This is a genomic window from Achromobacter sp. ACM05 (genome assembly GCF_019218915.1).
In the GTDB taxonomy this organism is placed as follows: domain Bacteria; phylum Pseudomonadota; class Gammaproteobacteria; order Burkholderiales; family Burkholderiaceae_B; genus Achromobacter; species Achromobacter animicus.
In genome coordinates this window covers 347,189-371,349 of sequence record NZ_JAHUWQ010000005.1, presented here as the reverse complement: position 1 = coordinate 371,349, position 24,161 = coordinate 347,189, and the positions used below count along the sequence as shown (strand labels likewise).

Annotated in this window: 15 protein-coding genes and 1 pseudogene; 10 read left to right on the top strand and 6 right to left on the bottom strand. The window is 66.1% G+C overall.

Going from position 1 to position 24,161, the window contains the following annotated elements:
- Positions 1 to 30 precede the first annotated feature (30 nt).
- A complete protein-coding gene (gene mdeB / locus KW836_RS26390) occupies positions 31 to 2,718 on the bottom strand; it encodes an alpha-ketoglutarate dehydrogenase (RefSeq protein ID WP_218345187.1) in 2,688 nt (895 codons plus the stop codon).
- A 211-nt stretch (positions 2,719 to 2,929) separates the two neighbouring features.
- On the opposite strand from mdeB, the gene KW836_RS26385 reads away from it, so the two are divergent.
- Positions 2,930 to 4,981 carry an OPT family oligopeptide transporter gene (locus KW836_RS26385; protein WP_218345186.1) on the top strand — a complete coding sequence of 684 codons (2,052 nt, stop codon included), beginning with the start codon at positions 2,930 to 2,932 and terminating at the stop codon, positions 4,979 to 4,981.
- A 9-nt stretch (positions 4,982 to 4,990) separates the two neighbouring features.
- On the opposite strand, the gene KW836_RS26380 is transcribed toward KW836_RS26385, so the two are convergent.
- From KW836_RS26380 to KW836_RS26365, 4 genes and pseudogenes are all read right to left on the bottom strand, one after another.
- A complete protein-coding gene (locus KW836_RS26380; protein WP_218345185.1) occupies positions 4,991 to 6,232 on the bottom strand; it encodes a M20/M25/M40 family metallo-hydrolase in 1,242 nt (413 codons plus the stop codon).
- Between the two features lie 4 nt (positions 6,233 to 6,236).
- Positions 6,237 to 7,490: pseudogene (locus KW836_RS26375) on the bottom strand (hydantoinase/carbamoylase family amidase); the annotation flags it as partial.
- A 68-nt stretch (positions 7,491 to 7,558) separates the two neighbouring features.
- Positions 7,559 to 8,503, bottom strand: a complete 945-nt coding sequence (puuE, locus tag KW836_RS26370) for an allantoinase PuuE (RefSeq protein WP_218345184.1) — start codon at positions 8,501 to 8,503, stop codon at positions 7,559 to 7,561.
- Positions 8,504 to 8,622: 119 nt separating this feature from the next.
- On the bottom strand, positions 8,623 to 9,531 hold the full coding sequence (locus tag KW836_RS26365) for a LysR family transcriptional regulator (RefSeq protein ID WP_218345183.1): 909 nt from the start codon (positions 9,529 to 9,531) through the stop codon (positions 8,623 to 8,625).
- Between the two features lie 147 nt (positions 9,532 to 9,678).
- Between KW836_RS26365 and KW836_RS26360 the strand changes: the two genes are divergently transcribed.
- Positions 9,679 to 10,920, top strand: coding sequence for an MFS transporter (locus KW836_RS26360; RefSeq protein ID WP_218345182.1), 1,242 nt, complete (start codon positions 9,679 to 9,681; stop codon positions 10,918 to 10,920).
- Between the two features lie 14 nt (positions 10,921 to 10,934).
- Here the strand turns inward: KW836_RS26360 and KW836_RS26355 are convergent, their stop codons facing one another.
- On the bottom strand, positions 10,935 to 11,951 hold the full coding sequence (locus KW836_RS26355) for a 1-aminocyclopropane-1-carboxylate deaminase (RefSeq protein ID WP_218345181.1): 1,017 nt from the start codon (positions 11,949 to 11,951) through the stop codon (positions 10,935 to 10,937).
- A gap of 192 nt (positions 11,952 to 12,143) precedes the next feature.
- Between KW836_RS26355 and KW836_RS26350 the strand changes: the two genes are divergently transcribed.
- From KW836_RS26350 to KW836_RS26315, 8 genes are all read left to right on the top strand, one after another.
- Complete coding sequence (locus tag KW836_RS26350; RefSeq protein ID WP_056567804.1) at positions 12,144 to 12,614, top strand: Lrp/AsnC family transcriptional regulator; 471 nt, start codon at positions 12,144 to 12,146, stop codon at positions 12,612 to 12,614.
- 327 nt (positions 12,615 to 12,941) lie between these two features.
- The gene (locus KW836_RS26345) at positions 12,942 to 15,809 is read left to right on the top strand and encodes a 2-oxoglutarate dehydrogenase E1 component (protein ID WP_218345180.1); all 2,868 of its coding nucleotides are present in this window, start codon (positions 12,942 to 12,944) and stop codon (positions 15,807 to 15,809) included.
- Positions 15,810 to 15,912: 103 nt separating this feature from the next.
- Positions 15,913 to 17,148, top strand: a complete 1,236-nt coding sequence (gene odhB / locus KW836_RS26340; protein ID WP_191576692.1) for a 2-oxoglutarate dehydrogenase complex dihydrolipoyllysine-residue succinyltransferase — start codon at positions 15,913 to 15,915, stop codon at positions 17,146 to 17,148.
- A 132-nt stretch (positions 17,149 to 17,280) separates the two neighbouring features.
- Positions 17,281 to 18,708: a dihydrolipoyl dehydrogenase gene (lpdA, locus tag KW836_RS26335; protein WP_056567795.1), complete on the top strand. Its 1,428-nt coding sequence runs from the start codon at positions 17,281 to 17,283 to the stop codon at positions 18,706 to 18,708.
- An 84-nt stretch (positions 18,709 to 18,792) separates the two neighbouring features.
- Entirely contained in the window at positions 18,793 to 19,884 is a 1,092-nt protein-coding gene (zapE, locus tag KW836_RS26330; protein WP_105237867.1) for a cell division protein ZapE, read from the top strand.
- Positions 19,885 to 19,995: 111 nt separating this feature from the next.
- Positions 19,996 to 20,529, top strand: coding sequence for a sigma-70 family RNA polymerase sigma factor (locus KW836_RS26325; protein ID WP_218345179.1), 534 nt, complete (start codon positions 19,996 to 19,998; stop codon positions 20,527 to 20,529).
- Positions 20,522 to 21,496 carry a FecR domain-containing protein gene (locus KW836_RS26320; RefSeq protein WP_218345178.1) on the top strand — a complete coding sequence of 325 codons (975 nt, stop codon included), beginning with the start codon at positions 20,522 to 20,524 and terminating at the stop codon, positions 21,494 to 21,496. Before KW836_RS26325 ends, KW836_RS26320 begins: the two co-directional genes overlap by 8 nt.
- A 78-nt stretch (positions 21,497 to 21,574) precedes the next feature.
- Entirely contained in the window at positions 21,575 to 24,103 is a 2,529-nt protein-coding gene (locus tag KW836_RS26315; protein WP_218345177.1) for a TonB-dependent siderophore receptor, read from the top strand.
- Positions 24,104 to 24,161: the final 58 nt, after the last annotated feature.

Genomic DNA, 24,161 nt, shown 5'->3' with positions numbered 1-24,161 from the left:
GTCCGATGGTCGAGGTTCGACGGACGAGAGTCAGACCTCCCAGGGCGGCGCCTGGCGGCTGCCGGCATTCAGGGATTCGCGCAGTGCGCGCGTGTCGTCCTGCCTGCCCAGGCTGTCCAGGGCGTACAGCACGATCCAGTCCGCGCTGACCTCGAAGAAATCGCGCAGCTGGGCCCGGGTGTCGCTGCGGCCGAACCCGTCGGTGCCGAGCGTGCGGTAGGGCGCGGGCACGTACGCGCGGATCTGTTCGGGTACGGCGCGCACGTAATCGCTGGCGCCGATCACGGGCGCGTCGCTGCCGCCCAGGCAGGTGCGCACCCAGTCCTGATCGTCGGGCGCGTCCAGGCCCAGCACACGTGCGCGCTCGGCCTGGAGGCCGCTGCGGGCCAGTTCCGAGAAGCTGGTGACGCTCCAGACCTCGGCGTCCACGCCGAATTCATCCTGCAGGCGCGTGGCGGCCATTTCGGCCTCGCGCAGCATGGGGCCGGCGGCCAGAAGGCGGACCCGAGCCTTGCCGCGCGCGGGCCGCAGCCGGTACAGGCCGCGCAGGATGCCTTCGCGCGTGGCCGGGTCCTCGGGCATGCCGGGCTGCGCCAGGTTCTCGTTCGTGACCGTCAGGTAGAAGAATTCGTCGCGTTGCTCGTCCAGCATGCGGCGCATGCCGTGTTCGACGATGACGGCGACCTCGTAGGCGTAGGCCGGGTCGTAGGCGCGGCAGTTGGGGACGGTGGCGGCCATGATGTGGCTGGAGCCGTCCTGGTGTTGCAGCCCCTCGCCGCCCAGCGTCGTGCGGCCCGACGTGGCGCCGATCAGGAAGCCCCGGGTGCGCTGGTCGGCGGCCGCCCAGATCAGGTCCCCGATGCGCTGGAATCCGAACATCGAGTAATAGATATAGAAGGGCAGCATCGGCAGGCCGTTGACCGAATAGCTGGTGCCGGCCGCGGTCCATGACGAGATCGCGCCGGCCTCGGTGATGCCTTCTTCGAGGATCTGGCCGTCGCGGGCCTCGCGGTAGTACAGCACCGAGCCGATGTCCTCGGGTTCATAGAGCTGACCTTGCGCGGAATAGATGCCGATCTGCCGGAACAGGTTGGCCATGCCGAAGGTGCGGGCTTCGTCGGCAACGATGGGCACGATGCGCGGACCCACGGTGGCGTCTTTCAGCAGCGCGGTGAGCATGCGCACGATGGCCATCGTGGACGACATCTCCTTGCCGTCTGCGGCCAGGGCGAAACGCGCCCATTGGTCTGCGTCCGGGGGCGCGAGCCGCGGGGCCTCGGCGTTGCGGCGCGGAATGTAGCCGCCCAGCGCGGCGCGGCGCGCCTGCAGGTGGCGCAGCTCGGCGCTGTCGTCGGCGGGCCGGTAGAACTTGAGCGCCAGGCAGTCGGCGTCGGAAATCGGCAGGGCGAAGCGGTCGCGGAAGGCGAGCAGCGCCTCGTCGTCCAGCTTCTTCTGCTGGTGGGTGGTCATCTTGCCCTGGCCGGCCGTCCCCATGCCAAACCCCTTCTTGGTCTGCGCGAGGATGACGGTGGGCTGGCCGCGATGGCGCGCGGCGCGGTGGTAAGCGGCGTGGATCTTCACCATGTCGTGGCCGCCCCGGCTCAGGCGGTCGATGGCTTCGTCCGACCAGTCTGCCACCAGTGCAGCCAGTTCGGGATTCTGGTTGAAGAAATGGGCGCGGTTGAAGGCGCCGTCGTTGGCCGCGAAGGTCTGGAACTGGCCGTCCACGGTGTTGGCGAAGGCGCGGGCCAGCGCGCCGCCCGTGTCCCGGCGCAGCAGGGCGTCCCAGTCGCTGCCCCAGACCAGCTTGATGACGTTCCAGCCGGCACCCGCATACAGGGTTTCCAGCTCATCGATGATGCGGCCGTTGCCACGCACGGGACCGTCCAGGCGCTGCAGGTTGCAGTTGACGACGAAGATCAGGTTGTCGAGCTTTTCGCGCGCGGCCAGCGTGAGCGCGGCGATGGATTCGGGCTCGTCCATTTCGCCGTCGCCGAAAATGCCCCACACCTTGCGGTCGGCGCCGGGCACGAGGGAGCGGTGCTCCAGGTAGCGCATGAAGCGCGCCTGGTAGATCGCGTTGATGGGGCCGATACCCATCGAACCCGTGGGGAACTGCCAGAAGTCGGGCATCAGCCACGGGTGGGGATAGGACGACAGGCCCCGCAGGCCGCGCGTGGTGGCCGTGATTTCCTGGCGGAAGTGCGCCAGGTCATCTTCGCCCAGAAAGCCTTCCAGGAAGGCGCGCGCGTACACGCCGGGCGCAGAGTGCGGCTGCATGTAGACGATGTCGCCGGGATTGCCGTCCGAGCGCGCCCGGAAGAAATGGTTGAAGCCGACCTCGAACAGGTCGGCGGCAGATGCATAGCTGGCGATGTGGCCGCCGAGTTCGCCATGCGCCTGGTTGGCGCGCACCACCATCGCCAGCGCGTTCCAGCGGTTGATGCGGGCGATGCGCTCTTCGACGGCCAGATTGCCGGGAAACGGCGGTTCCTGGTCGGCGGGAATGGTGTTCAGGTACGCGGTGCGGGTCTGGCTGTTGGCGCGCAGGCCGAGCGAGGCGGCATGACCCAGCACGCTGTCCAGCACATAGCCGGCACGATCGGCCCCGTCCGCCTCCAGCAGGGACTGCAGCGCTTCGCGCCATTCGGCGGTTTCTGCGGGGTCGGCGTCGTCTTGGCGGGCCGATGCGGAAAGAGGCTGGCGAGGGTCGAGCATGGTAAGTCGTCTCCTGTTTTTATCCTCATCCTAGACCCATGCGCCAGGCATGAGGCATCGAAATTCCCGGGCAAATCCTGCGCTTTCAGCATAATCTTTCGCCAGGGTCCCGCGCCACGGCAGGTTCTACCGCCGCATCGTGCTTACGGCTGGTGACCACGGTGTGGACGGCCAGGCGCTAGAATTCGCGGCTATCAATAGGGAGAAACCCATGACTGAGCCCATCCGCGTTCCGCCGGAGGTCACGCTGCCGGAGCTGACGTTCCGCGGCGTCCTGCTCGGCGCGCTGATCACCGTCATCTTTACCGCCTCGAACGTGTTCCTGGGGCTGAAGGTGGGCCTGACGTTTTCGTCCGCCATCCCGGCGGCGGTCATCTCGATGTCCGTCCTTCGCATGTTCAAGGACGCCAACATCCTTGAAAACAACATGGTGCAGACGCAGGCTTCGGCGGCCGGCACGCTGTCGGCCATCATCTTCATCCTGCCGGCGCTGGTCATGATGGGCCACTGGCAGGGTTTTCCGTTCTGGCAGACGCTGGGCATATGCGCGGCCGGCGGCATGCTGGGCGTGATGTTCACGATTCCGTTGCGTCACGTGATGGTGGTGCAGAGCAACCTGCCGTATCCCGAGGGCGTGGCGGCGGCCGAGATTCTGCGCGTCGGCAGCGCCGAGCGCGCGCAGGACGAGCCGCAGGACGCCGCGGGCGCCTCGGCCAAACCCGCCGCCACGGGCATGGGCGACATCGTCGCCGGCGGCATCGCGGCGGCCGTGGTCAGCTTTGCGGCCAACGGCCTGCGGGTCCTGGGCGACAGCGTGAGCGGCTGGTTTGCATTGGGCGGCGCGGTGTTCCGCCTGCCGATGGGCTTTTCGCTGGCGCTGCTGGGCGCGGGCTATCTGATCGGCATCGTTGCCGGGCTGGCGATGCTGACGGGCCTGGTGATTGCGTGGGGCATCGCGGTGCCCATCCTGACCGCCATGGGCGACATGCCCGCCGGCGCGACGTTGGCCTCGTACGCCACGGGCTTGTGGTCCTCGCAGGTACGCTTCATTGGCGCGGGCGTGATCGCCGTGGGCGCGATCTGGACGTTGGCGACGCTGTTCGTGCCGATGGCGCGCGGCGTGAAAGCGTCGTTTTCGGCGCTGACCAAGGAGGGCGCCGCACGCGCCGGGGCCGCGCCGCGCACCGAGCGTGACCTGTCGGCCGGCTGGATCTCGGCGGTGACGCTGGTGCTGGTGGCGATCCTGGTCTTCACGTTCCAGGTGTTTCTGTCCGGCACGCCGCTGTCGGCGGGCGGCATCTGGAAGCTGGTGGCCTACGCGGTGCTGTTCGCATTTGTGTTCGGTTTTCTGGTGGCGGCCGCCTGCGGCTACATGGCGGGCCTGGTGGGTTCGTCGACCAGCCCGATCTCCGGCGTGGGCATCGTCGCCATCGTGCTGGTGTCGGTGCTGATGCTGGGCGTGGGCGGCGATCTGATGGCGCTGGAAAATGGCGTGCAGATGGCGATCGCGCTGGCGATCTTCAGCACGTCGGCCGTGGTGGCGGTGGCGTCCATTTCGAACGACAACCTGCAGGACCTGAAGACCGGCTGGCTGGTGGGCGCAACGCCGTGGCGCCAGCAGGTTGCGCTGCTGATCGGCTGCGTGGTGGGCGCCGCGGTGATCTCGCCGGTGCTGGAGCTGCTGTACAACGCGTATGGTTTCGCGGACGCGATGCCGCGCGAGGGCATGGACCCGTCGCAGGCGCTGTCGGCGCCGCAGGCCACGCTGATGCTGGCGATCACGCGCGGCATCTTCACCCACCAGCTCAACTGGACCATGATCCTGATCGGCATGGCCGTCGGCGTGGCCCTGATCGTGGTGGATGAAATTCTGAAGCGCACGTGCAAGGTTGCGCGCATCCCCGTGCTGGCGGTGGGCATCGGCATCTACCTGCCGCCGACCGTGGCCGCGCCCATCGTGGCGGGCGCGCTGCTGGCGTGGCTGCTGGAAGGCGCGCTGCGCCGCCGCGCTGCCGCCGCCGGCCAGCCCTATGAGAGCTACGCCGAAGCGGCCAACCGCCGCGGCGTGCTGCTCGCTTCCGGGCTGATCGTGGGTGAGAGCCTGGTGGGTGTGCTGATGGCCGCGATCATCGGGGCAGCGGGGTCCGAGGCGCCGCTGGCGATCGTTGGTGAAGACTTCGCCGGCATGGCGTCCTATCTGGGCCTGGCCGTGTTCGTCCTGGTGGCGGTGCTGTTCTGGCGCCGGGTGATGCGGCTGGCGTAGAACAGGGTGTCAGACACCCGTGCCCGGTTGCAGCAGATCCGCCAGCGTACGCGCGATGACCTTCGTCGCGCGTCGCAGGTCTTCCAGAACGACACGTTCGTCGCTCCGCTTGGCGTGCGATTCCAGCACCGTGCGCGGACCTGCGCCGTAGATCACGCCGGGGATGCCGGCCTCGGCGTATAAGCGCACGTCGGTGTACAGCGGCGTGCCCATCGCCGGAATGGGTTCGCCGAACACGGCCTCGCCGTGTTGCTGGATGGCCTGCACCAGCGGCTGCGCGCCCGGCAGCGGGCGCATCGAATTGGCCAGCAACAGCCGCTTGATGTCCACGCGGATGCCGGGACATGACGCTGCGGTTTCCTCGATGATGCGCCGGATGCCGGCCTCGACCTCGACGGCGTTTTCTTCGGGAATCATGCGGCGGTCCAGCTTGAAGCTGACCTTGCCCGGCACCACGTTCGTGTTGGTGCCGCCTTCGATCCGCCCCACGTTCAGGTACGGATGCGAAATGCCCGGCACCTGCGACGTGATCTTGCGGTACTGCGCGTTCTGCGCATACAAGGCATTGAGCAGCGCGACGGCGCCCTGCAGGGCGTCGACGCCGCTGCTGGGAATGGCGGCGTGGGCCATCTTGCCGTGCACCGTTACCTCCATCTGCAGGCAGCCATTGTGCGCGGTGACGACTTCATAGCTGAAGCCCGCCGCGATCAAGAGGTCGGGGCGCGTCAGCCCCTGTGCGAGCAGCCAGCCGGGACCCAGCAGGCCGCCGAATTCCTCGTCATACGTGAAGTGCAATTCCACCGCGCCGCGGGTCGGCTTGGCGATGGCTTCCAGCGCCCGCACGGCGAACGTGAAGCTGGCGAAGTCGCTCTTGCTGACCGCGGCGGCGCGGCCGTACAGGCTGCCGTTGTCGATCTCGGCGCCATAAGGATCGTGCGTCCAGCCGTCTCCGGGCGGCACCACGTCGCCGTGGGCGTTGAGCGCGATGCGCAGGCCGTCGCGGCCGTATTCGCGCCGCACGATGAGGTTGGTGATGGACTGCATGCCGTAGTCCTGCACGGCCTGCGCAGGCACGGGATGCGCTTCGGCCTCAAGGCCAAAGCCCTGCAGCAGTTCCGCGGTGCGCACCGCGTGCGGCGCGTTGTTGCCGGGCGGCGTGTCGGTGGGCACGCGCACCAGTTCCTGCAGGAAGCGGACTTGTTCGTCGAAATGGGCGTCAACCCAGGCGTCGAGTCGGGCGTAATCGGTCATGGCGTTATGTCGAGGTTTCGTTGGCCAGCGCATCGAGCAGGCTCAGCATGGCCTGCGCGGCAAGTTCGATGTCGTCGCTGGTGGTGGATTCGTTGGGGTTGTGGCTGATGCCGTTGTTCTGGCCGCGCACGAACAGCATGGCTTGCGGCATGACCTCGTGCAGTTTCATGGCGTCGTGGCCCGCGCCGCTGGGCATGCGGTGCACGGGTACGCCCAGCGCGTCGACCGCGCGTTCCCAGCGCTGCTGCCAACGCGGATCGCTGGGCGCGGCGGAGGCGCGCATGGTTTCCTCCAGCGCGTAACGCAGGCCGCGCCGCTGGCAGATGGCGGCCAGTTCGGCCAGCACGTCCTCCGCCAGCGCGTCGCGCTGCGTATCGCTGGGCGCGCGCAGATCCAGGCTGAATCGGCATTCGCCCGGCACGACGTTGATCGACCCGCTGGGCACCTCAAACATGCCCACGGTGCCGACCGAGTCGCCATCGCGGGCGGCGCGCCGTTCGACAAACAGCGCCAGTTCGGCGGCGGCCACGGCGGCGTCGCGCCGGCGGTCCATGGGCGTCGTGCCCGCGTGGCTGGCCAGGCCCAGGATCTGCACTTGATAGCGCACGCAGCCGTTGATCGACGTGACGACGCCCAGCGGCAGCCCCAGTTCGTACAGCACGGGGCCTTGTTCGATGTGGACCTCGACAAAGCCCAGGTAGCGGGCCGGATCGCACCGCAGGCCGGCAATGCCGTCGATGTCCAGCCCCGCGTGCAGCATGGCGTCGCGCATGGTGATGCCGTCGGCGTCCTTCTGGTCCAGCCATTCAGGCTTGAAATCGCCGATCAGGGCGCCCGATCCCAGGAACGTCGCGCGATAGCGCTGGCCTTCTTCTTCGGCGAAGGCGATCACCTCGACGTCGAAGGGCAGCCGGCGGTTCTGGCGGTGCAGCGCGCGCACGCAGGCCATGGGCACGAAGATGCCGAGCCGGCCGTCGTACTTGCCGGCGTTGCGTACCGTGTCGAAATGGCTGCCCGACATGAGGACCGGTGCGCCGGGCTGCGCGGCACGGTAACGCCCGACCACGTTGCCGACGGCATCGATGCCGACCTCGTCAAAGCCGCAGTCCTTCATCCATTGCGAGATGCGCGCGGCGCAGGCGCGGTGCGCGTCGGTCAGATAGGTGACTGTGAGTTGGCCTTTCTCGGCGTAGCCCGGATCGCTGTAGACGCTGAGCGCCTCGTGCCAGTCCCAGATGTCCTTGCCCATTCCGGGTTCGCCGACGCGCTCGCGCGGGCTCGGCTCGGCGTTCGGATCGTTCAGATTGTTGGTCATGGTCGTCCTGTTCAACGGTCGGGGGTGTAGGGGTGCGTGGCTTTCCAGTGACGCGCGATGTCCAGCCGGCGGCAGATCCAGACGCGGTCGTGGCGCGCGATGTGATCCAGAAAGCGTTGCAGGGCGACGATGCGTCCGGGGCGGCCCAGCAGGCGGCAGTGCATGCCGATGCTGAGCATCTTTGGCGCCTCGGTGCCTTCGGCATAGAGCGCGTCGAAGCTGTCTTTCAGGTACTGGAAGAAGGGATCGGCGTGCGAATAGCCCTGCGGCAGCGCAAAGCGCATGTCGTTGCAGTCCAGCGTGTAGGGCACGATGAGCTGCGGCGCGGTCGAGCCATCGGTCTTGCGGACCTGCATCCAGAAGGGCAGGTCGTCGCCGTAGTAATCGCTGTCGTATTCGAATCCGCCGTCGTCGGCGACCAGCCTGCGCGTGCGCGGGCTGTCGCGTCCGGTGTACCAGCCCAGCGGGCGCGTGCCGGTCAGCGTGGTGATGGCGTCGATGGCCAGCCGCATGTGCTCGCGTTCGGTGGCCTCGTCCACGTCCTGGTAATGGACCCAGCGCCAGCCGTGGCAGGCGATCTCATGGCCCAGTTCCACGAAGGCAGCCGTCAGGTCGGGGTGGCGTTGCAGGGCCATGCCCACGCCGAACACCGTCAGCGGCAGTTGCCGCTTTTCGAATTCACGCAGAATGCGCCACACGCCCGCTCGTGACCCGTATTCGTAGATGCTTTCCATGCTGAGATGGCGGTTCGGATAGCTGGCGGGGTTGAACATCTCGGACAGGAATTGCTCGGAGCCGGCGTCGCCATGCAGCACGCTGTTTTCGCCGCCTTCTTCGTAGTTCAGCACGAACTGCACGGCGATCCGCGCGTTGCCCGGCCACTGCGCGTGCGGCGGATTGCGTCCGTAGCCGACGAGGTCGCGGGGGTAGAGCAGCGTGGTGTCGTAGAGGGGCATCGGCGGTCGCAAGAAGGGGGATGATCGGTCGCGTGATGACGCGGGTCTGATCATGTATACAAAGTATGTACATCAAATACCAGCCGCCGGCCATCGGCGAATGCCCTACGCCGCGGTTTTCATACTGGCGCGGCGTCGCGCTCCTTGAACAATTCCTCGCCCATGAAGTCGATAAATACCCGTAGCTTGGGCGCCAGATGCTTGCTGGACGCCCACAGCAGCCGGAATGTGCCTTGGTGTTCGACATGGGCGTCCAGCACCGAAACCAGTTCGCCACGCTGCAAGGCAGGCCGCACCAGAAAATCGGGCAGGCACGCGATGCCCAGGCCTGCGACTGCCACATCCAGGAGGGCCGCAGACGTGTTGCACACCATCGACGCGGGCACTGTCCATTCGGGCATGCCTGCGTCGCGCTTCAGCGGCCACGGTTCAAGCTTGCCGGTGCTGGGGAATCGGTGCTGCAGGCAGGCGTGATGCAGCAGGTCGGCCGGACTGCGCGGCGTGCCGCGGCTGGCCAGGTAACCCGGCGCGGCGACAAGCAGCAGACGATAGTTGCCGACCGGGCGCGACACCAGCCGCGAGTCCGTCGGCTCGCCCGTGCGCATCACGATGTCGAAGCCTTCGTTGATGACGTCCACCAGACGATCTGAAAAATCCACGTCCAGTTCGATCGCGGGATAGCGGTGCATGAATGCGGTCAACGCCGGCATGACCAGCATGCCGACGAGCGGAAGGCTGATGCGCAATCGGCCTTGCGGCGCCTGGCGCGTTTTGGAGAGTTCGAGTTCGGCGGACTCGAGCTCGCACAGGATGCGCCGGCAACGTTCCAGGAAAACGGCGCCTTCGGCGGTCAAGGTGATGCTGCGCGTGCTGCGATGGAGCAGGCGCACGCCCAGGCGTGTTTCAAGCCGGCAGACGCTCTTGCCCACCGCCGACGCCGACACGTCCAGATGGCGGGCGGCTTCGGAATAACTGCGCATTTCGGCGGCTTGCACGAAGGCGGCAATGGCGCTGAGCGATTCAACCATGATGCGATTCAGGACAATTTGTCCGATATGTTTTGAACACCGGCATTATTGTCCCGGACTGCACTTGCCGCCAACATGGCTGCCTTCCCACAACACGTGCCGGCGTCGGGGATTTCCACCCGCCGCCGGCCAATCAAAAGGCAGAACATGGCAGGTGATCAGGCGGCGGCCTCCGGCCCCGGCGCGCGCGAGGCGCGTCTTCCCATTGCAGCACTGCTGGCCCTGGCGCTGGCCGGTTTCGTCACGATCCTGACGGAAGCCCTGCCGGCCGGCCTGTTGCCGCAGATCAGCGCGGGGCTGGCTATTTCCGAAGCGATGGCCGGACAGCTGGTGACGATCTACGCGATCGGTTCGCTGGCGGCGGCGATACCGTTGACCGCCGCGACGCGAGGCGTGCGCCGCCGCCCGTTGCTGCTGGCCGCGATCGCCGGCTTCGTCATCGCCAACACCATCACGACGGTGTCCGCCAGCTATGCGCTGACGATGGCGGCGCGTTTCGTCGCCGGCGTGTCCGCCGGGCTGCTGTGGGCGCTGGCCGCGGGCTACGCTGCGCGCATGGTGCCGGAGCATCAGAAAGGGCGGGCCATCGCCATCGCGATGGTGGGCACGCCGTTGGCGTTGTCGCTGGGCGTGCCGGCGGGCACCTTCCTGGGCAACGTGGTGGGATGGCGCTGGTGTTTCGGCATCATGAGCGCGCTGGCGCTGATCCTGATGGCGTGGGTGCGCATCCAGGTGCCGGACTTTGCGGGCCAGGCTGCGGGCAAGCGCGCGCCGCTGCGCCGCGTCTTCACCCTGCCGGGCGTGCGCGCGGTGCTGTTCGTGGTGTTTGCATTCGTCCTGGCGCACAACATTCTCTATACCTACATCGCGCCGTTCCTGGCGGCGCGCGGTATGGAGGACCGCACGGACGTGATGTTGCTGGTGTTCGGTCTGTCGTCGTTGATCGGGCTCTGGGTCATCGGCGTTCTGATCGACAGCCACCTGCGCGTGATGACGCTGGCCAGCACGGTGCTGTTCGCGTTGTCGGCATTGGTCTTGGGCTTCAGCGGCAATGATCCGGCCGTGGTGGTCACGGCGGTGGCGGCATGGGGCCTGGCGTTTGGCGGGGCGCCGACGCTGTTCCAGACTGCGCTGGCCAAGACCGCGGGCGAGTCGGCCGATGTGGCGCAGTCGATGCTGGTCACGGCCTGGAATCTGGCGATCGCGGGCGGCGGTGTCATCGGCGGCCTCCTGCTCGAAGGCGTGGGCGTCGCCGCCTTTGCGCCCGCGCTGGTGCTGTTGCTGGCGGCGACGCTGATCGTGGCGGCAGCGGCGCGCCGCCATGGGTTTCCCATGGCGGGCGGGCAGGGCTGCAATGTCAACGCAAGTCCCCGCAAGGCCACCCCGTGACGCCGAATCCGCCGCTATCCGTTGCGGTAGAGAAAGCTGTAGGCGTTGATCGCCGGCACCCCTCCCAGGTGCGCATACAGGACCTTCGAGCCGGCGGGAATTTCGCCTTTGCGGATGATGTCCATCATTCCCTGCATGGATTTTCCTTCGTACACGGGGTCGGTCATCATGCCTTCGAGACGGGCGCACGTGCGGATGGCGTCGTTGGTTTCGGCTGAGGGCAGGCCATATGCCGGATAGGCGTAGCGCGTGTCCAGCACCACGTCCTTGTCTTCGATGGGTTTGCCCAAGCCGACGAGGTCGGCGGTGCGCCGCGCGATGCGCAGGACCTGCGCGCGGGTTTGGTCCGGCGTGGCGGACGCATCGATGCCGATGACGCGATCGGCGCGGCCGTCGGCCGCAAAGCCCACCACCATGCCGGCCTGCGTGCTGCCCGTGACCGCGCACACGACGATGTAGTCGAATTTGAATCCCAGCTCGGCTTCCTGGCGGCGCACTTCTTCGGCAAAGCCTACATAGCCCAGCCCGCCTAATTCGTGATCGGACGCGCCCGCCGGAATCGCATAGGGCTTGCCGCCGCGGCGTTTCACTTCTTCCAGCGCCTCTTCCCAACTGCGGCGAAAGCCGATGTCAAAGCCCTGATCGACCAGCCGCACGTCCGCACCCATGAGGCGGCTCATCATGATGTTGCCGACGCGGTCGTAGACCGCATCGGAATAGTCCACCCAGTTCTCCTGGACCAGCACGCAGGCCAACCCCAGTTTGGCGGCCACCGCCGCGACCATCCGCGTGTGATTGGACTGGATGCCGCCAATCGTGACGAGCGTGTCGCAGCCTTGTTCCAGCGCCTGCGGAATCAGGTATTCGAGCTTGCGCAGCTTGTTGCCGCCGAAGGCGAGGCCGCTGTTGCAGTCCTCACGCTTGGCGTAGATCTCGACCTTGCCGCCCAGATGCTGCGACAAGCGCTCCAGCTTTTCGATCGGGGTATCGCCAAAGGTCAGGCGATGACGGGGAAAACGTTGCAGATCCATGGTGGCTCCTGGTGATTCTGGCGGGCCCGGCGTTGCGGCGGGGTTCGCAAAAATCATAGAAATCATGGGGTTGAGGGGTCAATTGCGTATTTTTTTAATCCGCCAAATCGAAAGGTCGTTTATCCCGATTAATCGATCTAATATTTGCAAAACAAAAAGACCGGCGAAATTAAATTTTTAGGGACGCTATCCATGACCGCCGTTTTCACGCTGGACCGCATCGACCGCCAGATCCTGCGCATTCTTCAGGACGATGCGCAGATCACCAATCTGGACTTGAGCGCCCGGGTGCATCTGAGCCCGGCAGCGTGCCTGCGGCGCGTGGAACGGCTGAAGAGCGAAGGCGTCATCCGAAAGACGGTCGCGTTGCTGGAGCCCGCTGACGTCGACATGGCCACGCTGGTCATCGTTGGCGTGGTGCTGGATCGCTCGACGCCCGATTCATTCACAGACTTCGAGGAAGCGGCCAAGGGCATCAGCGGTTGCCTGGAATGCCATCTGGTGGCGGGCGAATTCGACTATTTCCTGATGTTGCGTATCCGGGACCTGGAACGCTTCAACAAGCTGCATGCGGGCGAGATCATCAAGCTGCCTGGCGTACGCCAGATTCGTACTTTTTTCGTGCTCAAAGAGATCATGTCGACCACCGCGCTGCCGGTTTGACGACGCGTAAACGCAACACTCATCTTTTCTGTTATTTGAAATGACGCGCTGCCGCATTTTGCATTGACGGATTTTGGTGGCGCGTAGACGGTGCAATAGAAGGGGTTGGACGGACATTCCGTTGCCGCATGACAGCATTCCGAAAGGCCTTTTGCGTCACAGAAATGCAGGAAGACACCCATAAACTCAAAGGGTTATACTTCTCGACCATAGGCTTTCAAGGCTTGTACGCGCCTTCTGCCCCTGCTATCCGCCTAACGGGAAGCCCGTGTCGCGGAAGGTTTTCCTGCATCGTCTCGAGTGAAGCACTCGTAAAGGTGAAGCGATATGTCTTCGGAAATAGAATCTCTATCCACGTCTTACCTCTTTGGGGGTAATGCCCCGTATGTCGAGGAGCTTTACGAAGCCTACCTCGATAACCCCGGTTCGGTACCTGACAACTGGCGCGAATATTTCGACCAATTGCAGCACGCTCCCGCAACCGACGGCCAGGAATCCACTCGCGACCAGGCCCACGCTCCCATCGTCGAATCGTTCGCCCAGCGCGCCAAGGCCAATGCCTTCGTGCAACGCTGCGCCGAACCCGACCTGAGCGTGGCCAGCAAGCAGGTTTCGGTGCAATCGCTGATTGCCGCCTACCGTTCGCTGGGTTCGCGCTGGGCCGACCTCGATCCGCTCAAGCGCCAGGAACGTCCGCCGATCCCCGAGCTCGATCCCGCCTTCTACGGCCTGACCGAAGCCGATCTGGACCAGACGTACTCGGCCACCAACACCTACTTCACGACCGCCAGCACGATGACGCTGCGCGACATCCTGAAGGCGCTGCGCGACACCTACTGCCGCAGCATCGGTGCAGAATTCACCCACATCTCCGACCCCGCCGCCAAGCGCTGGATCCAGGAACGCCTGGAAACCACGCTGGGCGCGCCCACGTACACCGCGGAAGAAAAGCGCCACATCCTTCAGCAGCTGACTGAGTCCGAAGGCCTGGAACGCTTCCTGCACACCAAGTACGTCGGCCAGAAGCGCTTCTCGCTGGAAGGCGGCGAAAGCTTCATCGCCTCGATGGACGAAGTGGTCAACCACGCCGGTGAAAACGGCGTCCAGGAAATCGTGGTCGGCATGGCCCACCGCGGCCGCCTGAACCTGCTCGTGAACATCATGGGCAAGATGCCCGGCGACCTGTTCGCCGAGTTCGAAGGCAAGCACGCCGAAGGCCTGACCGACGGCGACGTGAAGTACCACAACGGCTTCTCGAGCGACCTGTCCACGCGCGGCGGCCCCGTCCACCTGTCGCTGGCGTTCAACCCGTCGCACCTTGAAATCGTCAACCCCGTCGTCGAAGGCAGCGCACGCGCCCGCCAGGAACGCCGCGGCGATACCGAAGGCAAGCAAGTGCTGCCGGTGCTGGTGCACGGCGACGCGGCCTTTGCCGGCCAGGGCGTCGTGATGGAAACCCTGAACCTGGCGCAGACGCGCGGCTACGGTACGGGCGGCACGCTGCACATCGTCATCAACAACCAGATCGGCTTCACCACGTCCGACCCGCGTGACTCGCGTTCGACGCTGTATTGCACCGACGTGGTCAAGATGATCGAAGCCCCGGTGTTCCACGTCAACGGCGACGATCCCGAAGCCGTGGTGTTCGTCACCAAGCTGGCGCTGGACTACCGTCTGCAGTTCCGCCACGACGTCGTCGTGGACATCGTCTGCTTCCGCAAGCTGGGCCACAACGAGCAGGACACCCCGTCGCTGACGCAGCCCCTGATGTACAAGCGCATCGGCCACCACCCCGGCACGCGCAAGCTGTACGCCGACAAGCTGACCACGCAAGGCGTGCTGGCCGACGGCGAAGCCGATCAGCTGGTCAAGGACTACCGCCAGCTCATGGAAGACGGCCAGCGCACCATCGAACCGGTGCTGACCGACTACAAGAGCAAGTACGCCATCGACTGGTCGCCGTTCCTGGGCGCCAAGTGGACCGACCAGGCCGACACCGCCGTGCCGCTGGCTGAACTCAAGCGCATCGGCGAACGCATCACCACCGTGCCGGAAGGCTTCACGGTGCACCCGCTGGTCGCCAAGCTGCTGAACGACCGCCGCACCATGGCCAAGGGCGAAATGAACCTGGACTGGGGCATGGGCGAACACCTCGCCTTCGCGACCCTGGTGTCCTCGGGCTACGCCATCCGCATCACCGGCCAGGATTCGGGCCGCGGCACGTTCACGCACCGCCACGCCGTGCTGCACGACCAGAACCGCGAACGCTGGAACGACGGCACCTACATTCCGCTGCAGAACGTGTCGGAAGGCCAGGCGCCGTTCACCGTCATCGACTCCGTGCTGTCCGAAGAGGCGGTGCTGGGCTTTGAATACGGCTTCTCCAGCGCCGAACCCAACACGCTGGTCATCTGGGAAGGCCAGTTCGGCGACTTCGTCAACGGCGCCCAGGTCGTCATCGACCAGTTCATCAGCTCCGGCGAAGCCAAGTGGGGCCGCCAGTCGGGCCTGACGCTGATGCTGCCGCACGGCTACGAAGGCCAGGGTCCCGAGCACTCGTCGGGCCGCATCGAGCGCTTCCTGCAGCTGTGCGCCGACAACAACATGCAAGTGGTTCAGCCGACCTCGGCTTCGCAGATCTTCCACGTTCTGCGCCGCCAGATGATCCGCCCGTTCCGCAAGCCGCTGGTGTTGTTCACGCCGAAGTCGCTGCTGCGCAACAAGGACGCCGGTTCGCCCCTGACCGATCTGGCCGGCGGCAGCTTCCGCCCGGTCATCGGCGAGGTCGACGAGGCCATCGACGCCAGCAAGGTCAAGCGCGTGCTGGCTTGCTCGGGCAAGGTGTACTACGACCTGGTCAACGCCCGCCGCGAGCGTGGCGCCGACAACGTCGCCATCATCCGCGTCGAGCAGCTGTATCCGTTTGCGCACAAGTCGTTCGAAGCCGAACTGCGCAAGTACTCCAAGGCGACCGAAGTGATCTGGGTGCAAGACGAACCCCAGAACCAAGGCCCCTGGTTCTACGTTCAGCATCACGTGTACGAGAACATGGTCGAAGGCCAGAAGCTTGGCTACGCAGGCCGTGCCGCGTCGGCATCGCCGGCCGTGGGCTACCTGGCCAAGCACCAGGAGCAGCAGAAGGCCCTGATCGAAACGGCCTTCGCGCCCAAGTTCAAGGTCATGTTGACGAAGTAACCTTTACTTGATGCACGCGCCGCGGGCGGCAAGCGTTCCGGAACCCCGTTTCGAACCTTGCCGCGCCGCGTGACAAGAACATACTCTCTACGGAATAAACAAAATGGCTATTACCGACGTCGTCGTTCCCCAACTTTCCGAATCCGTTTCCGAAGCGACCCTGCTGACCTGGAAGAAGCAGCCGGGCGCTGCCGTTGAAGCCGACGAAATCCTGATCGAAGTCGAAACCGACAAGGTCGTGCTGGAAGTGCCGGCCCCCGCCTCGGGCGTGCTGGCCGAAATCGTCAAGGGCGATGGCAGCACCGTGACCTCGGGCGAAGTGCTGGCCCGCATCGACACCGCCGCCAAGGCTGGCGCCGCCGCCACCGCGCCGGCTGAAGCCCCGAAGGCCGCCGAGCAAGCCGCTGCTGCTCCCGCGCCCGCCGCTGCTGCACCGGCCTCGACGGCCGCCGCCGGCGTCGCTTCGCCCGCCGCCTCGAAGATCCTGGCCGAGAAGGGCGTTGACGCCGCTTCCGTGGCGGGTTCGGGCCGTGACGGCCGCGTGACCAAGGGCGACGCCCTGGCCGCCAGCGCTCCCGCCAAGGCCGCACCGGCCAAGGCCGCCGCCGCGCCCGCCCCGACCACGCTGTCGCTGGATGGCCGTCCGGAACAGCGCGTGCCGATGAGCCGCCTGCGCGCCCGCATCGCCGAACGTCTGCTGCAATCGCAGCAAGAAAACGCCATCCTGACGACGTTCAACGAAGTCAACATGCAGGCCGTGATCGACCTGCGCGCCAAGTACAAGGACAAGTTCGAAAAGGAACACGGCATCAAGCTGGGCTTCATGTCGTTCTTCGTCAAGGCCGCCGTTGCCGCGCTGAAGAAGTACCCGCTGATCAACGCCTCGATCGACGGCAAGGACATCATCTACCACGGCTACTTCGACATCGGTATCGCTGTCGGCAGCCCGCGTGGCCTGGTGGTGCCGATCCTGCGCAACGCCGACCAGCTGTCCATCGCCGACATCGAAAAGACCATCGCCGACTTCGGCCGCCGCGCTGCTGACGGCAAGCTGGGCATTGAAGAAATGACCGGCGGCACGTTCTCGATCTCCAACGGTGGCGTGTTCGGCTCGATGCTGTCGACCCCGATCATCAACCCGCCGCAATCGGCCATCCTGGGCGTGCACGCCACCAAGGATCGCGCCGTCGTCGAAAACGGCCAGATCGTCATCCGCCCGATGAACTACCTGGCCCTGTCCTACGACCACCGCATCATCGACGGCCGCGAAGCCGTGCTGGGCCTGGTCGCCATGAAGGACGCCCTGGAAGATCCGCAGCGCCTGTTGCTGGACCTGTAATCTCGACGCCCCTGACCGGCGCCGCGCCCGACCTGCTGGTCGCGCGGCGCCCGGGCCGGCTCCCCGCCGGCCCGCAGCCCGACTGCGCTGGGCAGGAAGTGCGCTTCTTCATCCCTCATTCGCGAGAACACTATGTCCAAACAATTTGACGTCGTCGTGATCGGCGCAGGCCCCGGCGGCTACATCGCCGCCATCCGCGCCGCGCAGCTCGGCATGTCGGTCGCTTGCATCGACGCCTGGCAAAACGGCCAAGGCGGCCCGGCTCCCGGCGGCACCTGCACCAACGTCGGCTGCATCCCGTCCAAGGCGCTGCTGCAATCGTCCGAACACTTCGAACAAGCCAACCACCACTTCGCCGAGCACGGCATCGAAGTCAAGGGCGTCAGCCTGAAGCTCGACACGCTGATCGGCCGCAAGAACACGGTGGTCAAGCAGAACAACGACGGCATCCTGTACCTGTTCAAGAAGAACAAGGTCACGTTCTTCCACGGCAAGGGCGCGTTCAGCGGCCAGGTGGAAGGCGGCTGGGCCATCAAGGTCACCGGCACCGCCGAGGAAGACCTGGTTGCCAAGCACGTCGTGGTCGCCACCGGCTCGTCGGCGCGTGAACTGCCCGGCCTGCCGTTCGACGAAAAGGTCGTGCTGTCCAACGACGGCGCACTGAACATCGGCGCCGTGCCCAAGACGCTGGGCGTCATCGGCGCCGGCGTGATCGGCCTGGAAATGGGCAGCGTGTGGCGCCGCCTGGGTTCCGAAGTCACGATCCTGGAAGCGATGCCGGAATTCCTGGCCGCCGCCGACGGGCAAGTGGCCAAGGAAGCCCTCAAGGCTTTCACCAAGCAAGGCCTGAACATCCAGATGGGCGTCAAGATCGGTGAGATCAAGGCGACCGCCAAGTCGGTGACCGTGCCCTACGTCGACGCCAAGGGCGCCGAGCAGAAGCTGGTCGTGGACAAGCTGATCGTCTCGATCGGCCGCGTGCCCTACACCGGCGGTCTGAACGCCGACGCCGTGGGCCTGAAGCTTGACGAGCGCGGCTTCGTGGCCGTCGACGGCGACTGCAAGACCAACCTGCCGAACGTCTGGGCAGTGGGCGACGTGGTGCGCGGCCCGATGCTGGCGCACAAGGCCGAAGAAGAAGGCGTGGCGGTTGCCGAGCGTATCGCCGGCCAACACGGTCACGTCAACTTCGACACCGTGCCGTGGGTCATCTACACCTCGCCGGAAATCGCCTGGGTCGGCAAGACCGAGCAGCAGCTCAAGGCCGAAGGCCGCGAGTACAAGGCCGGCAGCTTCCCGTTCCTGGCCAACGGCCGCGCCCGCGCGCTGGGCGACACCACCGGCTTTGCCAAGGTGATCGCCGATGCCAAGACCGACGAAGTCCTGGGCGTGCACATCGTGGGCCCGATGGCCTCGGAACTGATCTCGGAAGCCGTGACCATCATGGAATTCCGCGGCGCCGCCGAAGACATCGCCCGCATCTGCCACGCGCACCCGACCCTGTCGGAAGCCGTGAAGGAAGCCGCTCTGGCCGTGGACAAGCGCGCGCTGAACTTCTAAGCCGCGTCTGACTTCTGCAAGACCGGGGGCGGGTTCCAGGACCCGCCCTTTTCTTTACTCCCTTCAGCTTGATCCGGTTCCCCTATGAATGTCAGCGACTACTACGAACACGCATTGGCCGAACGCGGCTACAAGCCCGACGACGCGCAGAAGAAGGCGATCGACCGCTTGCAGCGCTATTACGACGAATGGGTCAAGTTCAAGTCGATGCGCTCGAATGCGCTGAAAAAGCTGCTGAACCGTCCCGACGTGCCGCGCGGCGTGTACCTGTGGGGCGGCGTGGGCCGCGGCAAGAGCTTCCTGATGGACGCCTTCTATGCCACGGTGCCCGTCGTGCGCAAGACGCGTCTGCACTTTCATGAGTTCATGCGCGGCGTGCACCGCGAACTCGAGGAAGTGAAGGGCATGCAGGATCCGCTGGACGAGGTCGCCAAGCGCGTGGCCAAGCGTTACCGGCTGATTTGCTTTGACGAATTCCACGTGTCCGATGTGGCGGACGCGATGATCCTGCACCGCCTGCTGCTCAAGCTGTTCGAATACGGCACGTCCTTCGTGATGACGTCCAACTACGAACCGTCCACGCTGTACACCGATGGTCTGCACCGCGACCGCGTGCTGCCCGCCATTGCGCTGATCCAGTCGCGCATGGATGTCATGAACGTGGATGCGGGTATTGATTACCGCCGCCGCTCGCTGGAGCAGGTGCAGAGCTATCACACGCCGCTGGACGAGAACGCGCAGAAGGCGCTGCAGGCGGCCTTCGATGCGCTGGCCGACACGCCGCCGCAGGATCCGGTGCTGCACATCGAGCACCGCGAGATCCGCGCGCTGGCGCTGGGCGGGTCGGTCGTGTGGTTCGACTTTGCCACGCTGTGCGGCGGTCCGCGTTCGCAGAACGATTACCTGGAACTGGCCAACCGCTTCCACGCCGTGATCCTGTCGGGCGTGCCGCGCATGGGGCCGCGCCAGGCGTCCGAGGCGCGCCGCTTCACCTGGCTGATCGACGTGTTCTACGACCACCGCGTCAAGCTCATCATGTCGGCCGAGTGCGAACCTGAAGAGATCTACACGGAAGGCGCGCTGGCCAACGAGTTCCATCGGACGGTGTCGCGCATTCTGGAAATGCAGTCGCGCGAATACCTGGAATCCGAACGCCGGTTGGCCGTGACGTTGTAGTAAAGCCTCATCCCGCCCTCATTTCGAGGGCACGGGGGCGCAATCATTGTTAATGCAAGTCATTATCAATTAAGATTTTGGGACTTTTGGTTCAGCGCCGCAGTCTCAACCGTGTCTTCCACCTCGCTTTCCTCATCGGCCCCGTGCGTCGACGCCCAGGTCGCGCCTGTCGATGGCCTGTATCGCGATCATCGCCCGTGGCTGTTCGGGTGGCTGCGCCGCAAGCTGGGTTGCGAACACCGCGCGGAAGACCTGGCCCAGGACGTCTTTGTCCGGGTGATCCAGGGCCGCAAGCAGGTGCGCGCCAGCGAGGCGCGCGCGCTGCTCACCACCATTGCAAAAGGCCTGGTGGTCGATCACCAGCGGCATGCCGCGCTGGAGCATGCGTATCTGGCCTATCTGGCCACCGTTCCCGAATCCTATGCGCCATCGCCCGAGGCGCAGGCCGAGCAACTGCAGGCGCTGGTTCAGCTGGATCGCCTGCTGGACGGGCTGCCGCCCAAGGCCCGCGCGGCCTTCCTCTTGTCGCAGCTGGATGGCCTGACGTATCCCGAGATCGCCGAACGCCTCGATGTGTCGCTGAGTTCGGTGCAGCAGTACATGGTGCGCGCAATGTCCGCCTGCTATGCGGCGATCCATGCCTGACGCGGCCAACGGCGCGCCTGTGGACGCCCGCCCGTCCGATGCCGTGGTGCGCGAGGCCATTGCGTGGTGGGCGCGCCTGCAATCGGGCATTGACGATGCGCGCGACCACGAATCCTGCCGGTCCTGGTTGGCCCAGGACCCCGCGCACCGCGTGGCGTGGGATCGGCTGCAGGACATCGGCCGCAATGCGCGCCGCGTGCCGGCGGCCCTGGCGCACACGGCGCTGAATGCGCCTGCCTCGCACGGCCGGCGCGCCGCGCTGCGCTGTCTGCTGGCCGGCGCGGGCATCGCTGCCACCGGGTGGGCGGGCTACCGCCATGCCCCGTGGCAACGGCTGGTCGCCGACTACAGCACGGGCGTGGGCGAGCGTCGTGCGCTGGCGCTGGCGGACGGGCTGCGCGTTACGTTGAACAGCGATACCGCGGTGCGCGTCAACGTCAGCGGCAGCGCGCGCGACATCGATCTCCTGCGTGGCGAGATGCTGGTGCAGGCCGAGCCGCGCCCCGGCGTGCAGGCGCTGCGCGTGGATACCGGCTACGGCGAACTGCGGGCCGAGCGCGCGCGGTTTGACCTGCGGCGCACGGCGGAGGGTTCGCGCGTGGGCGTATATGAAGGCAGCGTCGCGCTGCTGCGCCAGGGCGTGCTGACGCAACTGAGCGCCGGTGAACGGCTTGCCTACGCCGACGATGGCGAGGTCCGCCGCGGCGCGTCGGACCCGGATCGCCTGGCATGGGTGGACGGGATGGTGGTGGCCAAGGAGTGGCGGCTGGACGATTTTGCCGAGCACCTGGCGCGCCAGCGGGTGGGCGTGATCCGCGTCGATCCTGCGGTGGCGGCATTGCGGCTGTCGGGCGTGTTTCCGCTGGACGACGCCGAGCGCGCGCTCAAGGCGCTGGAACACACATTGCCCATCGCGGTGACGCGCCGCACGCAGTACTGGCTGCAGGTTGGTCCCACCGGCGCCTGAGTTACAAATTTTCTTGCCGGCGCATTGCAGGTTTTGCATCCCCGTACGGAAAGCAGAAAGAAACCACCGTACAGGGAGATGTTTGTGTCCGCTTCAATCCACCCGCGCCTGCGCACACCGATGACCGCCGGCCGTAAAGCTGTGCTGGCCGCGACCTGCGCCGGGGCGCTGTTTGCCGGTGCGCCGGCGGCTTGGGCGCAGCCGGCGCCTGCCGCAGGTGCGCAAGCCACCGCCAATGGCCAGCGCAGCTACCAGATTCCCGCAGGGCCGCTGGCCGACGCGCTGACCCAGTTCGCGCGCAGCGCCGGGGTGGTGCTGTCGTTCGACCCCGCGCTGGTGCGCGGCCGGCATTCGGATGGGTTGAATGGTTCTTACACGGTGGGCGCGGGCTTCTCGCGCATCCTGGCGGGCAGCGGCCTGCAGGCGCGCGCGCAGTCGGGCAACACCTGGACGCTGGCGCCCGCGCCGGTCTCCACGGGCGACACGCACACGCTCGCGCCGGTGACGGTGACGGGCATGTCGGACAGCGCCTTTGCGCCCACGGTGGGCTATGTGGCCACCGCCAGCGCCAGCGCCACCAAGACCGACATCCCGTTGATCGAGACGCCGCAGTCGGTGTCCGTGGTCACGCGCGAGCAGATCACCGAGCAGGGCGCGCAGACGCTGAATCAGGTGCTGCGCTACACGGCGGGCGTTGCCACCGAATCGCGCGGCGCCACGGCGACCCGCCTGGACCAGTTCAACGTGCGCGGGTTCTCGGCGTCCACCTATCTGGACGGGCTGCGTGTGTTCGGCGGCCGCGATGCGCTGCCGCAGGTCGACGCCTTCCGCCTCGAGCGCGTCGACGTCCTGAAGGGCCCGGCGTCGGTGATGTACGGGCAGGGCGGCCCGGGCGGCGTAGTGAACCAGGTCAGCAAGCGTCCGCTGGAAGAGCCGCTGCGCGAAGTGGAGCTGCAGGTCGGCAACTACGACTTCCGCCGCGCCAACTTCGACTTCGGCGGCCCCATCGACGAAGAGGGCAAATACCTGTACCGCCTGGTGGGCTCGGGCTACATGTCTGACGGCCAGGTTCAGGACACCAAGGAGCGCCGCTACTTCGTGTCGCCGGCGTTCGCGTACAAGCCCAATGCGGACACGTCGCTGACCATCCTGACCAACTTCCAGCACGATCCCGACATGGGCTCGTACGGCGCCGTGCCGGCGATGCGCACGCTGCTGCGCGCGCCCGACGTTTTCCGTCTGCCGGCCGATTACTACGATGGCGACGCCAATTTCGAAAAGAGCGACCGCAAGAGCTATTCGCTGGGCTACATCCTGGACCATCGCTTCAACGACACCTTCAAGGCGTCGCAAAGCCTGCGCTGGACGCATTCGGACGCCAAGTACCGCAGCGTCTACGGCGCGATGACCAACTACTACGGATACACCGACCCGACCTACCTGTATCACCAGCGCGCCTCCATCGCGACGGACGTGGACGTTGGCGCGCTGACGATCGACAACAACCTGCAGGCGCGGTTCAACACGGGCAAGATCGGCCACAACGTGCTGGTGGGCTTCGACTATCAGCACGTCAAGACCGACACGCTGTCGGGCTTTGGCTCGGCCCCCCCGCTGTACGTGAAGAACCCGGACAACTTCCAGAACATTCCGGTTCCGGCGTTCTCCAGCGACGCGTCTACCACGCAGTACCAGACGGGCGTGTACTTTCAGGACCAGATCAAGATCGACCGCCTGTCGTTCCTCTTGGGCGGGCGCTACGACTGGTCGCGCAACGTCGGTGAAACGACCGCCATCGCTTCCGGCCGTGTCACCCCGTCCAAGCTGAACGCAGAAGCCTTTTCGGGCCGGATCGGCGCCATCTACAACTTCGACAATGGCGTCGCGCCGTACTTCAGCTATTCGGAATCCTTCGAGCCGCAGTCGGGCACGGGCTGGAACAACACGCCGTTCAAGCCGATCGAGGGCAAGCAGTACGAGGTGGGCATCAAGTACCAGCCGCCGGGTTCGGCCACGTTGCTGACGTTCGCGGCGTTCGACATCCGCCGCGAGAACATGACGACCACCGATCCGGATCCGACGCACGTGTGCGGCACGGCCGGCGGCCGCTGCTCGATCCAGGCGGGCGAACTGCGCACGCAGGGCATCGAGCTCGAAGCCAAGACCGAGCCGATGCGCGGACTGTCGCTGATTGCCGCGTACTCGATCATGAACAACGAGTACACCAAGGCCTACCCGAATGCGGCCGGCTTCGACCTGACCGGCAAGACTCCGGCCGCGCTGCCGTCGCAGCAAGCGTCGGCGTGGGCGCGCTACCAGCTTCAGGAAGGGCCGCTGGCCGGCCTGGGCGTTGGTGGTGGCGTGCGCTACATCGGATCGTCGTATGCCAACGAGGCCAACACGCTGAAGGTGCCGAAGGTCACGCTGGTGGACCTGATGCTGGACTACGACCTGGGCCGCGCCTCGCCCGCGCTCAAGGGCATGCAGGTGGCGCTGAACGTGCAGAACCTGTTCGACAAGGAGTACATCGCGTCGTGCTCCGGCGAATCGTGGTGCTGGTTCGGCTACCAGCGCTCCATCAAGGCCAGCTTGCGGTATCGCTGGTAAGCAACGCCAAAAGGTGGCTCCCTGGCGAGCCGCCTTTTCTTTTGGTCCGAGACTGCCG